This is a genomic window from Lactiplantibacillus herbarum, from assembly GCF_001039045.1.
Taxonomy (GTDB): Bacteria; Bacillota; Bacilli; order Lactobacillales; family Lactobacillaceae; genus Lactiplantibacillus; species Lactiplantibacillus herbarum.
Window position 1 is genome coordinate 136,915 of the sequence record NZ_LFEE01000012.1, and the last position, 14,722, is coordinate 151,636.

Sequence of the window (14,722 nt, forward strand, 5' to 3'; positions counted from 1 at the left end):
AGGGGCAAAATATGTATTTTGGAATAAAGATTAGTAGGAAACTATTTGTCAGAATAATTAAAAAAAATATTTGGATTGTACTGGCAATTAGCATACTTGCCGGCGCTGCATGTGCTTATATTAGCTCAATTGGAAGTAAAAATCAGTATAGCGTTTCAAGTGAAATGGTACAGAATGATAATAATTATAGTTTAGTGAGTTCGTATAGCGAGTTTGTCCAGTCTAGAAGATTCAAACAAATCCTTACTGAACAGGTCAATAAAAGTAAATGGAAAAATGAATCGAAAAAAATTGAGTATACTGTCGATGTTGTATCCAATGGTTCAGAATCTAGTAATACGCCATTCTTTAATTTAGTAGTAACAAGTGATAATGTAGCTTATGCTAAATTTCTAGCACAACAAGGTGAAACGCAATTGATAGCAAATATTGGTAAATACCTGTCAGGCGCCAATATTTCTTTGGTTTCCAAGTCTAACAAAGTAACTGTAAAAAAACCATTTTCTGGTATAGTAAAACGGTTTGAGTATGGATTTATTATTGCTTTTATTATTATTTTTATTTTTAAAATGTTAGCTGATTTGACATTTGGAAACATCAAAGACGAGGAGTTTGTCTCTGATGTTTTTGGTAAAACAAATTTTGGAACAATTGAAATTGAAAATGCTGGTGAGTAAATGAACAATATAAAAGAAGTTATTCGTAGATTAAATATGGAAATTACGGAAAGCAATGAGCAAAATCGAGTATTTACATTTGTTACATATAATAATTCGATTTCTAAGCAGACAATTATTGCTAATTTGGCTATAATGTATGCTTTATCTGGAGAAAGTGTGTTGATAATTGACACGGATTTCTCAAAGAATGTTTTTGTGGATGCTTTTAAACTGAAAGTGACATATGGCTTATCAGACTATCTAAACAATTGGAAAATTTCGAGGGATCAAATAATAAAAAAAGTGGCTAATCAAGATATTTCGGTATTAAATTCTGGTGAAAAGGCTAGTTCGGATACAAAATATTTAATTGGAGATCCTCGATTTGATAGTTTATTAAACAGCTTAAAAAAGAATTACAATAAAATATTAATTAATACACCGATTATGACAGATAATTCGTATACAGATGTAGAACGGGTTATGAAATTAAGTGATGGAGTTATTGTAAGCATTGAAAAAAACACAGTAAAAAAGCGACAGATGTTCAAGTTTATTAATAATTTGCGCAACAATGAAATCAATCTGTTAGGCTATATAAATGCTAAGGGGCAATGAAAATGAGTGTTGCCACAAAAAAGATATTTTTTTATAGCTGTGTGGCTGTTCTAATAACATTATTTTTGAGTTTAACTTTTTTTGAATTAAGCAAAGTGAAACCAAACGGGTCAGAAATTACAGAAAACAAGACAACTGCTCCTGTTGGATTGCAAAAAATTTTTTTTGAAAGTACAGCGCTTAATACATTGGAACTGAATTCAAAGAAACAGTTAGTGCAATGGAAAAAGAATAATTCCGAAATGACGGAGGCACAGTTTTATGGTGCATATTTAGGAATTGCCAAAAATAGAATTATTTTTTCGGGTCAAAATGGATATGCCAATGCGGGTACACGTAGCAAATTCAAGGTTAATAGTACGGTTTCCGTTGGTGATTTCCAGCAATTTCTTGATGATATAATGGTTTTTTCATTAATTAAAAGTGGAAAAATCAAATTAAATAATCGGCTAGATTCGTATTTGCCTGAATTGAAATCTAGTGAGACGATTAGTGTAAGATCGTTTCTTTTAAATGGATCAAATTTAGTTATTAACAAGAAAAATATTAGCAAGTTTGGTAATACTACAAGTAAGAGCTTTGTTTTGAAATATTTACGTGTAGGTGATACCACAAAACAACAAGTGTCGGCGGATGAACTGCTTAAACTTGCTTTGATTACGTCTATTACTCATAAAAATTATGAAGATTCATTTAATGATCTTATTGTGAAAGACTGGGGATTATCAGACACAAGAATTATTAAACCTGAAGTAAACCAGGCTAACGATGTTATAGGGTATAAATATTTAAAGAAAAAAAACATACTTATCCAAAAGAATAAGTATGTTGCAAAGAGTCCAGTTTTGGGGAATTCGAATGTCAGGATGTCGTTAGCTGATTTAGTACTTATTACAGATAAAGTATTTAAAGACTCTGATTATATGAATAAATATAATTCGCTTTTTTTGAGAATGGTGCAAAGAATGAAAAAGGTGACATATAGTTCTAAAGGTTTTCAATATTCATCAAATATTGATGGTCAATATTTAACAGTTCGAGAAGAACATAAGGTTCAAAGAGTAATTTTGGTAGTTGAAAATTTTCCTAATAAAGATATGTCAGCAAATGATTTAGCAAGAAGATTCACACATATTCTAGATATAAAATAGCGAATATATATAAACGTTCGGATATAATTATTTTTAACAAAGATTGTATGGTGTGCATAACAGGATAATTTGTTGGAGGAAGTAGGGAGTTTATGAATAGAGAAGTATTTATTATTGGTGCAAAAGGCATACCTGCTCAGTATGGTGGATTTGAGTCTTTTGTAGAACAATTAACAGAGCGAAAAAAAAGTAAAGACGTTCATTATTATGTTGCATGTAGGCGTAACTTATCTGAAAATAAAGCTGATGTATATGAGTACAATGGTGCAACTTGTTTTAATGTAACAGTGCCAAATGTTGGTGCGGCAAGTGCAATCTTATATGATATAAATGCTTTCAAATCAGCATTAAAGCTTATTGAAGAAAAGAAAATAAAGAGACCAATTGTTTATGTGCTTGCATGTAGAATGGGGCCATTTATTCATCAATTCAAAAAAAAGTTAATGAATTATGATGGACAGCTGATAGTTAATCCTGATGGTCATGAATGGTTGCGTGCCAAGTGGAGTCCAATGGTTAGGAAATATTGGAAATTTTCTGAGCGATTAATGGTAAAGTATGCTGATTTACTTATCTGTGATAGCCAGAACATTCAAAAATATATCGAAAATGATTATCGGAAGTATCAACCAGAAACAGTTTTTATTTCGTATGGATCTGACATAAAAAAATCTAATTTATCAAAAGATAGCGATAAAGTGAAAAGTTGGAGAGATTCGCATGGAATAGTATTCAATAATTACTTTTTGATTGTAGGTAGGTTTGTTCCGGAAAATAATTACGAAACTATGATTAAAGAGTTTATGAAAACTCCAACTTCGAAAGATCTAGTCATTATTTCTAATGTTGAGCATAATGACTTCTATGAAAAATTACAAAAATCAACAAATTTTGAATCTGATAAGAGAATCAAGTTTGTGGGTACAGTATATGATGCAGAATTGCTAAAAGTTATTAGGGAAAATGCTTTTGCCTATATCCATGGTCATGAGGTAGGTGGAACAAATCCTTCATTGTTGGAAGCTTTAGGCAGTACAAAATTGAATTTATTATTGGATGTGGGATTTAACAAAGAAGTTGGTGGCAATGGGGCAGAATATTGGACAAAAGATTCTGGAAAGCTTTCAAAATTGATAAAAAGTGTCGAAAATAGGGATAATGAATACTTTTTATCAATGGAAAAAGCGTCTAATGATCGTATACTGAAATATTATACGTGGGACAGTGTAGTTTTAAAATACGAAAAGACTTTCATTGAAGAGTAGGATGTTTTAATAATGAATTCAAAAATAGTTGAAATTAGTGGGAATGAACTAAAGAAGTATCAACATGAAGTGTTAAAAATTGCAAAAGATGTTGCACGATTTTGCGAGAAAAATGACATTGTATATACTCTGAGTGGTGGTAGTGTATTAGGGGCAGTTCGGCACAATGGTTTTATTCCTTGGGATGACGATATTGATATCAATATGCCGAGAAAAGATTATGATAAATTTGTCAGCATGTTTATAAAGGAATATTCAAGCGAATATTATGTTCAGACTCCACAAAGAGATCCAAAACTGGGATTATTAATTACGCAGATTAGAAAAAAAGGCACTATTGCTCGCCGGCGATATGATATGGAAAATGAAAATTGTGGAATTTCTATTGATATATACATAATGGAAAATGTCTATGATGGAAATTTTTTGTTTAATATACAAAAATTTGGTGCTATTTTCTTTTTAATGATGGTATCTGGAAATAGGGCATTTCATAATAGGAATGTTCCGGCAGAGCTGGAACGCTTGGAGCATAGGCAAGTAAACCATAAATTTCTGAAAAAAACATTTGGTAGTATTGTTGGAATTTTCCCAACCCGATTATTGATTAATTGTGCATACTTCTTTTTTAAAATGTGTAGGAATTCAGAGAGTTCAAGAATAAGTTTGCCTACTGGTCGTCGACATTTTGATGGCGAACTCTTTAGAAGGCAAGATATGTGTGTGTCAATAGATCATAAATTTGAGGATACTCATTTTAAAATCCCAGCTAATTACACCGTATACCTTACCCGATTATACGGTGATTATATGGTTATCCCCCCAAGAAGTGAAGAAGAGCACCACTTATTCTTAGAATTAAAGTATTAATTGAGATATTGTTGGCAATATATAGAATGTTTTTGAGGATAGGTAAATATGAAAACAAGTGATACAATGCCTTGTGTTTTAATCATGATGGCGACATATAACTCAGAGGAATTTATTTGTAAACAAATTGACAGTATTAGAGGACAAACTTATAAAAATTGGAGTTTAGTTATTCAAGATGATATGTCAACTGACAATACACAGGCAATAATTCGTGATTATTGTAAACAAGACTCAAGAATTAGCTTAATGATAAATGACTCAAAAAATCATGGGCCATTTATTAATTTTCATATATTATTGCAAAATGCAAAGCGAAATTTAGAAGCGGATTTTTACATGTTGTCCGATCATGATGATGTCTGGAATAACAATAAAATAGAGAAAATGCTTGAATTTTACAATAAAAAATATCAATCGACACAGATTCCAGTATTGATATATGGTGATATGACTATTATTGATGCACAGGGAAAACAAATTTACGCTAGTTTGAATAGTAAATCTGGAATTGAATATAAAAATAAAATAACTACTTTTTTTGCACATAAGGTTTATGGATGTAATACATTGTTTAATAAGTCTCTTTTGAATAGGATACCTGATTTAGATATTAGTGACCCAAGAAGTAAAAGCTTTTCGCATGACAATATGTTGGCTAAGTTAGCTGCACTTTATGGGGATGTCAGTTATATGCCTGTTTCGTTAATGGAGTACAGACGGTATGCAAGTAATGTTACAGCTAAACAAAGTTATTCGTTGGGACTGGGACGGATACTTACGCGAGTGTTCGGAATACAAGAATTAGCTAAGGATCACGCATTAACATATCGGCAGTCCCTTTATCTAATAGCATTAATAGATAACAATACTGATGAGCAACGAGAAACACTAAATAATGTACAAGCTGGAATTAATGAAGGTGGAGTGAAATTATTCTGGTTCTTACTTAAAAACCGCGTATCTTGGGGAAAAAGTGTGAAAACAATTAGTCACTTGATAATCATACTAAGTGGTCAGTATAAAAAGTATTTATAAAAAGGAAAGCATGGACATATATGAAAATAATAACGATTATCATCCTTTTAATATTATTGCTTATGAATAGTTATGTTTTTAAGAATGATGTAGTTGCACCGGCATTTATATTTATTTTAACATTTATTATTAGTTTTCTTGATATGTTATTGAATCTTAGTATCTGGAAGACGACAATCACTTACCAAACAATGTTAGTAGTAATAATTGGCGCTATTGCATTTTCATTTACGTCCATAGTAATTCATATTTTATATAGTGGTTTAAAAGATGATAACATGGCAGTGAATGCAGAGACAAAATTTACTCCTGAAATTCAAATAAAAAAATGGAAAAGTGTTTTATTTTTAATTTTTCAAATAATTGTGATTTTATTAGTGATCCATTCTGTTAAGCGACTTACTGCACCTTATGGAACAAATGGATCTTTGTCTTCAGCAATTTCAATGTATCAACATTTGATCAAGTTTACGACACTATCACTTGCTTTTCCAAAGCTAGTTACGTATGCATATGTTTTGTCTAGCGCGAGTTGTTTTGTTTGGGGATATGTAATAATATATAACTTTTACTTTTTTAAAAAAGTAGATTTCTTTGTGGTCTTAAATTTAGTAGCTAGTTTAGTTGGTAGTTTTTTTACAGGATCACGTGGTGTTGCAGTACAAGCTATTATGAGTTTATTAGTAGTTTATGTAATGTTACATAGAGACGGCACAAAAAAGGTTAATATGAAAAAAGTATTATTGATTCCCATGTCAGCCTTACTTGTTATTCTATTATCTTTTAAATACTTTGCAGCATTACTAGGAAGAGACCATTCTTTAGGTTTATTTGAATATATCTCTGTCTATCTAGGTGCACCGATAAAAAATCTAGATACTTTTTTACAATCTTCTATGGGAACAACTAATCCTGTTTGGGGTTATAATACATTAACTATGCAGTGGCAATGGATTGGGAAATTTTTAGGCTTGAATATTCCTAAAGCTACAATTAATACAGATTTTTTATATTCTAATGGACACAATTTGGGAAATGTGTATACGGCATATAAAGATTATATTGTTGACTTTGGGTATTTTGGAGCGATTGTTTGTATTATTTTGATGGCAGTCGTAATGGGAATGCTATATGAAAAAACTTATGGATTAAATAGGAATACTTCTGTTTTTAAAATAGAGTGGATGAAATTGGTTTATGGTTATCTTTTGTTTTCAACGGCATTCACTTTCTTTTCGAATAAGTTTTATCAAGCCTTCACAGTTACGTTTTTTCAGCGAGTATTTTGCTGGATGCTACTGGGGTACTTTTTCTGTGATTTAATAAAGAGAGAGGAGAGAAAGTGTTGATAAATAAAAATATTAAAATAGTTGCGTTTGATTTTTTTGATACATTAGTTCATCGATATTGTCATCCTGAGGTTAATTTGTATAAATGGTCAAAGGAAATCTCTTGCAGCCTTGATTATGTGATAGATGCCAAAACCGTTTATACTGTGCGGAAACAAGCGGAACAGTTGTTAAAAAAGAATATAGAAGAATCAAGCTATAGAGATTTAATTAGCTTATTGTTTGAAAAAATAAGTGCTGAAGTTGAACTCCCAATTGACTTGGAAAACTTTCAAGTTTTGTGTAAATCATTAGAAATGGATATTGAATTGGAAAGCCTGTATTTTAATGGGGATGTTAAATATATTTTAGAAGAAGCTGTCAAAAAAAATAAAAAAATCATTGTAATTTCTGATTTCTATTTTGACAGTACATTAATGTGGGCGGCGTTAAAAAAATTTAAAGTGGATCATTATTTTTCTCAAGTCTATGTTTCTTCAGAAATTGGAGTAAGAAAGTCGACAGGAAATTTATTTAAAAAAGTAATTAGCATAAATTCAATTGATCCATCCGAGTTAATGATGATTGGTGATAATCGAATTTCTGATTATAAGGTTCCAGGCGCATTGGGAATTAAATGTATACCGCTTGTATTCAATGAAAAACATGTAAAAAATGCTGATAGCAAATCAATAAAGCTTGCTTTAGAAAAGGTTTCATTTATTGATGAAGTTAAAGCTCCGTTTAATGGCTATTTACCGGCTGTCTACCTTTTTATAGAAAAATTATATAAAAATTTAGTAAAAGCGGAAATACATGAAATATCTTTCTGTTCTCGTGAAGGTCAACTTATGCGCACTTTATTTGAAGCATATCAAGAAAAAAATCATGTAGGTAGAAAAATTAAAACGCATTATTTTTATACTTCTAGAAAAGCTACTCTCAGTGCATCACTTAAAGAATTGAAAAGTGAGAAATTTGAGAGTGTCTTTCAGCAATATCAACAATTATATCTTGGTGATTTTTTATCGAGTTTGTCTTTCACAGAAACTGAAAAAGAAATGTTATATTCTGAGAGTAAGCTAAATGAGAAATCGATAGTGAAACCAATGGCAGAGGATTCTTGTTTAAATGAGTTATTTGACGTTTCTGAGTTTAAAAAACTTTATGATTTAAAACGTACCGTGCAGAAAAAGTTATTACAGAAATATATTTTATCATTATGTAACTTAAATGATAACCAGTTTGTGATAGCTGATATTGGCTGGAAAGGAACAATGCAAGATAATCTTGATACGATAATGAAGGATATGGATATTGTAGGTTATTACTTGGGGTTGAATATTGAAAAAAATCATAATGAAAAAAATAAATATGGACTTCTTTTTGAAAAAAAATTGCTAAAATCAAATTTTTATGAAGTATTTAGTAAGGACTATATGATTTACGAACGTATTTTTGTTGCGGATCATGGTCCTGTCGATGGTTATAAATTAGATAATACCGCAAAGGTTGAACCAGTTATCTATAATAATAATGATGAGCTGGCTTTATATAATTATACAAAGCCATATCAGAATCAATTCATTAAAGGTTTTGATGAATTGTTGTCTATATTTAACTGTAGTATTTATAGTGATAAAGAGCTTGAATTTATTGTTGCTAAACTCACTTTAAAGCAGGATTGTATTCAATACCCTAAAATATGGGAAGTTGAATATAGTCAGAGAGTTAAGGCCAAAGAAAATTTTGGGGATCTATCGGGATCTTTGAAAAAAGATCGGCAGGCTGTGAGAAGAAAGAGGCTTGAAAAAAGACAATTCCTTTTTGTTGACTATACTTATAAATTACCGCAAAAGTTATTTAAGACTCATTTATTTGATTGGCTGTCTGCGTGCTACTGTCACTTAGTATATGTGTATAAGTTGTTAGGGTTAGAGGTGAAAAAAGGCAGGATTGTGTAAATGAAGATACATTCAGTTAAATATAATGCGTTGTTCAATGTAATATACACACTTTCAAATATTATATTTCCATTAATAACATTTCCGTATGTGTCACGTGTTTTAATGGCGACGGGCAATGGTAAAGTCAATTTTTTTACGTCAATAGCTACGTATGGAACGACTATTGCTGGCTTAGGCTTATCAACTTATGGAATTCGTGCGGTGGCAAAGGTAAGAGAAAACAGAAAAAAATTGTCGGAATTGACGGTTGAACTATTAGTTATTAATTTTATTGGCTCAGTTGTCGTTCTTGGTGTGCTTATTATATCGGCTTTTTTTGTTAAAGAATTTCGTACTGAACTTGCATTGTTCACCATAACATGTGTAACGATTTTGTTGAGTGTTATTGGGATGAACTGGTTTTATTCCGGTCTGGAGCAATATGATTATATTACAAGAAGGTCAATTATATTTAAGCTTATTTCATTGATATTGGTTTTTATTTTTGTAAAAACTAAGGATGATTATGTTGCTTATGCGTTGATAACGATGTTTTCTACGGTAGGATCATATGTTTTTAATTTCATTTATTCAAGAAAGTTTATAGAATATCGAATTGATGTTAAAAGCATTAATATGATTAGACACGTTAAACCGACCTTGTTGTTATTTAGCTCGATATTGGCAGTAAGTGTATATACGAATTTAGATACAATTATGTTGGGGTTCTTTAGTGGGAATAGGGCAGTTGGACTCTATACCGTTGCAGTAAAAATCAAGTGGTTATTATTGATGTTAATTAATGCGTTAAGTGCAGTGTTATTGCCAAGGTTATCAAAACATGTAGAAGATGGAAATCTTGGATCTTTTAATAAAATAATTAAGCAGTCAATGGAAATGATTTTGTTTATTTCCATCCCATTGACATTTTTCTTTATTATTATGGCTAAAGAAACTGTGCTTGTTATTGGTGGAAGAGATTACAAACAAGCTACTTTGTGTATGGTAATCTTAATGCCAATTTTGATTGTATCTGGTTTTTCTAATATTACTGGAAATCAAGTGTTAATTCCATTAGGTCGAGATAAAGCATTTTTATATGCGGTATCTACGGGGGCAGTTTTAAACTTAATATTGAATATCTTTGTCCTGCCTAAATATGGAGCTAACGGAGCAGCTGTTGATACATTACTTGCGGAGTTCTTACAAATGGCAATTCAAGCGATGTTTTGCAGGAAAATAATCAAAAATAATTTTAAATTGAAATCTTTTCTACAATTTATTGGTGCAACAGTTATTGCCAGTGTAGCAATAATAGTAATTAAAGCATTGTTTGACTTTAGTCCTGTGGTTGGAATAATAATATTGAGCATAGTTTTTGCTAGTATCTATCTTGTAGTGTTAATTATAAGTAAAAATAACTTTTTTAGCAGTATACTTAGGGAATTCAGAAGATATTTAAAGGTTCTCTAAATTAGATATTAATATTTAATAGGCAAAATTTAATCAACGTCTTTGAGTTATTTAAACGATAAGTTAGTTGATTATTTTTGTTGTAATTATTTAAATTAAAGTACTAAATGATACTTGGATATATACTGTGTAAAACAAGTATTAAAACTGTGGTATTCTAGTAAAAGGGTCATCATACTAAAAGATAGGTGGTTTTTCATTTTGAAAGGAATAGTTTTGGCAGGAGGCTCTGGAACTCGTCTATATCCCATAACACGTGCAATTTCAAAGCAATTAATTCCGATTTACGATAAACCGATGATTTATTATCCGTTATCAACACTAATGTTAGCAGGAATCCAAGATATCTTAGTGATTTCCACACCACAAGATACCCCGCGCTTTAAAGAATTATTAGGTGATGGGCATGATTTAGGGTTAAATTTATCATATGCTGTTCAAGAGGAACCCAACGGACTAGCACAGGCGTTTATTATCGGTGCTGATTTCATTGGGGATGATTCAGTTTGTTTAATTTTGGGGGACAACATCTATTATGGTGGCGGACTTTCAGAAATGTTACAGCATGCGAGTGCTAAGCCAGTAGGGGCAACTGTCTTTGGCTATCATGTGAATGATCCAGAGCGGTTTGGGGTTGTGGATTTTGATGAAAACATGCATGCTAAATCAATTGTTGAAAAGCCTGAGCATCCTGCTAGCAATTATGCTGTAACAGGAATGTATTTTTACGATAATCAGGTTGTTGATATTGCTAATAATATTGAACCCTCGCCACGAGGAGAACTTGAAATTACTGATATCAACAAAGTGTACTTAGAACGTAACCAATTGGACGTTGAATTAATGGGTCGCGGTTTCGCTTGGCTAGATACTGGGACACATGATTCTTTACAAGAGGCTAGTAGCTTTATTGCGACTGTACAAAAGCGACAAAATTTGAAGGTTGCTTGTCTAGAAGAAGTCGCATATCGAATGGGGTACATTGATGCTGATAAGGTCTATGAATTGGCTCAACCATTGAAGAAAAACGACTATGGACAATACTTATTAAGATTAATTGAGAGGGCGTAAATTGTGGGTAAACTTAAAATAACAACAACCAAGTTACAAGACGTTAAGATTATTGAACCGGCTGTATTTGGTGATAAGCGAGGATTCTTTACGGAAACTTACTCTGATCAAGATTTTAAAAATGCTGGAATCAATTTTGATTTTATTCAAGACAACCAATCACTTTCTGCAGAGGCAGGCGTCTTACGAGGCCTACATTTCCAACGAGGAAAAGCTGCTCAAACTAAATTGATTCGGGTGGTAACTGGTGCTGTTTTGGATGTTATTGTTGATGTTCGAGCTGGATCACCAACCTATGGCGAATGGGAAGGCTACATTATCTCGGAAAGTAACCATCGTCAGTTGTTAGTACCACGTGGCTTTGCCCATGGGTTCGTTACATTAACTGACAATGTTAATTTCTTGTACAAATGTGATAATTACTATGATGCTGAAGCTGATGGTGGTATCACCTTTATGGATAAAGATTTGAATATTAATTGGCCAATTGATTTTGACCAAGCAATTACATCTGATAAGGATGCTAAACAACAGACGTTTAAAGAGTTTGAACAAAACAATCCCTTCGTTTACGGCGAAATTTAAGGAGACGTTATGAAAAATCTACTAGTTACGGGTGGAGCTGGCTTTATTGGTTCTAACTTCGTTCATTATGTTTATAATAACCATCCTGAAGTTAAGATTACAGTGTTAGATAAGTTAACTTATGCGGGTAATGAAGCTAACTTAACTGAGATTATGGGTGATCGTGTCAAATTGGTCGTGGGTGATATTTGTGATGCCCCCCTAGTTGACGAATTAATCCAACAAACAGATGCAGTCGTGCACTATGCTGCTGAAAGCCACAATGATAACTCATTGAAAGATCCATGGCCTTTTATTGAAACTAACATCATTGGGACTTATACATTGATTCAAGCTGCACATAAATACAATAAGCGTTTCCATCATGTTTCAACGGATGAGGTATACGGTGATTTGCCTTTACGTGAAGATTTACCCGGTCATGGTGAAGGTGAGGGTGAAAAATTCACGCCAGAAAGTCGTTATAAACCATCAAGTCCTTATTCATCGTCTAAGGCAAGTAGTGACCTATTAGTACGCGCATGGGTACGTTCATTTGGGTTACAAGCGACAATCTCAAACTGTTCTAACAACTACGGGCCATATCAATACATTGAGAAGTTTATTCCACGACAGATCACAAATATCTTAAGTGGTATTCGTCCTAAGTTGTATGGAAGTGGTCAAAATGTTCGGGACTGGATTCACACTAACGATCATTCTGCAGCTGTTTGGGATATTCTCACTAAGGGTAAGATTGGCGAAACTTACTTAATCGGTGCCGACGGTGAAATGAACAACAAAGATGTTCTTGAAATGATCTTAGAATTGATGGATCAACCAAAAGATGCCTATGATGTCGTTAAGGATCGTCCAGGCCATGATTTACGGTATGCAATTGATTCAACCAAATTGCGTACAGAATTAGGTTGGAAACCAGAATATACTGATTTCCGTTCAGGATTGGCAGCAACCATCAAGTGGTATACCAATCACCAAGACTGGTGGCAAGAAGATAAGACTAAGGTCGAATCTAACTATGCTAAGAATGGTCAATAATTAATTATTTAATAAGCGAAGTGTCGAGGGACAGTTCGCTTATTTTTTAGGAGAAAATGAAATGGCAAAAGTAATGATTGTGGGTGCTAGCGGTCAGCTAGGTCAAGAGTTACAGAAGTATTTAAATGAATTAGGTCTTGAGTTTGATGCACTGACAGCGACAGATTTAGATATTACGGATCTTGATAGGGTACAAGCTAAGGTAGCCGAACTAAAACCAGAAGTTATTTATGATTGCGCTGCATATACGGCAGTTGATAAGGCTGAAGATGAAGGCAAGGCACTTAATTGGCGTGTTAATGTTGATGGTACTAAGAATTTAGCGCAAGTTGCAACTGAACAAGGTGTTAAGTTAGTTTATATTTCGACTGATTATATTTTTGATGGAACTAATATGAATGAATATTTAGAAGATGATCCTGCCAACCCTAAAAATGAATATGGTCGTGCTAAATGGGCTGGTGAGGAAGCTGTTCGCCATAGTGGTGCCGAGTACTACATTATACGAACAAGCTGGGTTTTCGGTGAATTTGGTCATAACTTTGTATTCACAATGCAAAACTTAGCAAAAACGCATGATAAATTAACGGTGGTTAACGATCAACTTGGGCGACCAACCTGGACACGGACTTTAGCTGAATTTATGGTTCATTTGATTCAAACCAAAGCTAATTTAGGAACATATCATTTAAGTAATGATAATGTAGCTACGTGGTTTGATTTTGCTCAAGAAATATTAAAGGATACGAATGTTGAAGTAGTGCCTGTTACATCGAAACAATTCCCACAGAAGGCATATCGACCACGTCATTCAGTGATGAATATCGATAAGTCTAAGTCCACGGGATATAAAATTTTAACGTGGCAGGAAGCGTTAAGTATATTTAAAAAGCAAATAAAAAAATAGATAGCGAATTGGCTTGAATTATATAATGTGCATAGAAGTAACGTAGTGGAAATAATGATATTACCTCAGTAAAAGTATTCTTTTAAGGATATATTGTCTGGTTGTATTTGTTTCAACTCATTAAACAAGTATAAAGCGGTAGGCAATGTTTAGTTGTATTAGGAACTGAGAGTAAAAAAGATTCGATTTTACTATTTAGGAATAACTATTTTGGTAGTAGAACAATGCTACTATTTATGTCTTAATAACAATTAAATCTAAGGATTAAAATATTTATAAGTTTGATGTGTAATCTGAATTTTCAGTTTTATATAATTAATATCTAGTTTTCATTTTAATAATTCGATCCATGAATGGAGTAATGTTGATATGATTTATGCTCAGATTTTAGCCGGTGGCAAGGGAACCCGTATGGGGAACGTCCCAATGCCAAAACAATTCTTATCATTGGCAGATAAGCCAATTCTAATTCACACAATTGAAAAATTTGCGTTAGAAAGTCGCTTCGATGCTATCTTAGTTGTCTGTCCTGCTGACTGGTTGAGCCATACTCAAAACCTCGTTAAGAAATATATTTCTGACGAACGAGTTCACGTGGTCACTGGTGGTTCCGAACGTAACGAAACGTTGATGAAGGGTATCGCCTACATTCAAGAGAACTATGGCAGCCATGATGATGACGTGGTTATCACACATGATGCTGTACGGCCATTTATCACTCAACGTATCATTAACGACAATATTGAAGCTGTTTTACAACATGCAGCGGTTGA

14 protein-coding genes are annotated in these 14,722 nt (G+C 32.6%); all 14 read left to right on the forward strand.

The annotated features are described in order from the left end of the window. The first annotated feature begins 11 nt into the window (after positions 1 to 11). Complete coding sequence (locus tag ACG95_RS04030) at positions 12 to 677, forward strand: YveK family protein (RefSeq protein WP_047999267.1); 666 nt, start codon at positions 12 to 14, stop codon at positions 675 to 677. Further along, the gene (locus tag ACG95_RS04035; RefSeq protein ID WP_047999268.1) at positions 678 to 1,277 is read left to right on the forward strand and encodes an AAA family ATPase; all 600 of its coding nucleotides are present in this window, start codon (positions 678 to 680) and stop codon (positions 1,275 to 1,277) included. A gap of 2 nt (positions 1,278 to 1,279) precedes the next feature. Then, complete coding sequence (locus tag ACG95_RS04040; RefSeq protein ID WP_047999269.1) at positions 1,280 to 2,428, forward strand: hypothetical protein; 1,149 nt, start codon at positions 1,280 to 1,282, stop codon at positions 2,426 to 2,428. A 92-nt stretch (positions 2,429 to 2,520) separates the two neighbouring features. Further along, the gene (gene cps2T / locus ACG95_RS04045) at positions 2,521 to 3,693 is read left to right on the forward strand and encodes a beta 1-4 rhamnosyltransferase Cps2T (protein WP_047999270.1); all 1,173 of its coding nucleotides are present in this window, start codon (positions 2,521 to 2,523) and stop codon (positions 3,691 to 3,693) included. A gap of 12 nt (positions 3,694 to 3,705) precedes the next feature. Then, positions 3,706 to 4,563 carry a LicD family protein gene (locus ACG95_RS04050; RefSeq protein ID WP_047999271.1) on the forward strand — a complete coding sequence of 286 codons (858 nt, stop codon included), beginning with the start codon at positions 3,706 to 3,708 and terminating at the stop codon, positions 4,561 to 4,563. Positions 4,564 to 4,611: 48 nt separating this feature from the next. Beyond that, the gene (locus ACG95_RS04055) at positions 4,612 to 5,601 is read left to right on the forward strand and encodes a glycosyltransferase (protein ID WP_053072664.1); all 990 of its coding nucleotides are present in this window, start codon (positions 4,612 to 4,614) and stop codon (positions 5,599 to 5,601) included. A gap of 20 nt (positions 5,602 to 5,621) precedes the next feature. Continuing rightward, the gene (locus ACG95_RS04060) at positions 5,622 to 6,950 is read left to right on the forward strand and encodes an O-antigen polymerase (protein ID WP_047999272.1); all 1,329 of its coding nucleotides are present in this window, start codon (positions 5,622 to 5,624) and stop codon (positions 6,948 to 6,950) included. Beyond that, positions 6,947 to 8,893 (forward strand): HAD-IA family hydrolase, encoded by a 1,947-nt coding sequence (locus ACG95_RS04065; RefSeq protein ID WP_047999273.1) that lies wholly within the window; start codon positions 6,947 to 6,949, stop codon positions 8,891 to 8,893. The genes ACG95_RS04060 and ACG95_RS04065 overlap by 4 nt, the downstream gene beginning before the upstream one ends. Beyond that, positions 8,894 to 10,348: a flippase gene (locus tag ACG95_RS04070; protein ID WP_047999274.1), complete on the forward strand. Its 1,455-nt coding sequence runs from the start codon at positions 8,894 to 8,896 to the stop codon at positions 10,346 to 10,348. A gap of 201 nt (positions 10,349 to 10,549) precedes the next feature. Further along, positions 10,550 to 11,419, forward strand: a complete 870-nt coding sequence (gene rfbA / locus ACG95_RS04075; RefSeq protein ID WP_047999275.1) for a glucose-1-phosphate thymidylyltransferase RfbA — start codon at positions 10,550 to 10,552, stop codon at positions 11,417 to 11,419. 3 nt (positions 11,420 to 11,422) lie between these two features. Beyond that, positions 11,423 to 12,004, forward strand: a complete 582-nt coding sequence (gene rfbC / locus ACG95_RS04080; protein ID WP_047999276.1) for a dTDP-4-dehydrorhamnose 3,5-epimerase — start codon at positions 11,423 to 11,425, stop codon at positions 12,002 to 12,004. 9 nt (positions 12,005 to 12,013) lie between these two features. Continuing rightward, the gene (gene rfbB / locus ACG95_RS04085; RefSeq protein WP_047999277.1) at positions 12,014 to 13,042 is read left to right on the forward strand and encodes a dTDP-glucose 4,6-dehydratase; all 1,029 of its coding nucleotides are present in this window, start codon (positions 12,014 to 12,016) and stop codon (positions 13,040 to 13,042) included. A 61-nt stretch (positions 13,043 to 13,103) separates the two neighbouring features. Continuing rightward, positions 13,104 to 13,949 (forward strand): dTDP-4-dehydrorhamnose reductase, encoded by an 846-nt coding sequence (gene rfbD, locus ACG95_RS04090; protein WP_047999278.1) that lies wholly within the window; start codon positions 13,104 to 13,106, stop codon positions 13,947 to 13,949. Positions 13,950 to 14,318: 369 nt separating this feature from the next. After that, positions 14,319 to 14,722: D-ribitol-5-phosphate cytidylyltransferase (locus tag ACG95_RS14715; protein WP_237756444.1), on the forward strand; the 404-nt coding region annotated here is incomplete at its 3' end.

Excerpts from the sequence above, each read along its gene's own strand:
- ACG95_RS04055 (WP_053072664.1), top strand. The coding sequence starts at position 4,612 with ATGAAAACAAGTGATACAATGCCTTGTGTTTTAATCATGATGGCGACA.
- ACG95_RS04070 (WP_047999274.1), top strand. The coding sequence starts at position 8,894 with ATGAAGATACATTCAGTTAAATATAATGCGTTGTTCAATGTAATATAC.
- ACG95_RS04050 (WP_047999271.1), top strand. The coding sequence starts at position 3,706 with ATGAATTCAAAAATAGTTGAAATTAGTGGGAATGAACTAAAGAAGTAT.
- ACG95_RS04030 (WP_047999267.1), top strand. The coding sequence starts at position 12 with ATGTATTTTGGAATAAAGATTAGTAGGAAACTATTTGTCAGAATAATT.
- ACG95_RS04035 (WP_047999268.1), top strand. The coding sequence starts at position 678 with ATGAACAATATAAAAGAAGTTATTCGTAGATTAAATATGGAAATTACG.
- ACG95_RS04040 (WP_047999269.1), top strand. The coding sequence starts at position 1,280 with ATGAGTGTTGCCACAAAAAAGATATTTTTTTATAGCTGTGTGGCTGTT.
- cps2T (WP_047999270.1), top strand. The coding sequence starts at position 2,521 with ATGAATAGAGAAGTATTTATTATTGGTGCAAAAGGCATACCTGCTCAG.
- ACG95_RS04060 (WP_047999272.1), top strand. The coding sequence starts at position 5,622 with ATGAAAATAATAACGATTATCATCCTTTTAATATTATTGCTTATGAAT.
- rfbD (WP_047999278.1), top strand. The coding sequence starts at position 13,104 with ATGGCAAAAGTAATGATTGTGGGTGCTAGCGGTCAGCTAGGTCAAGAG.
- rfbB (WP_047999277.1), top strand. The coding sequence starts at position 12,014 with ATGAAAAATCTACTAGTTACGGGTGGAGCTGGCTTTATTGGTTCTAAC.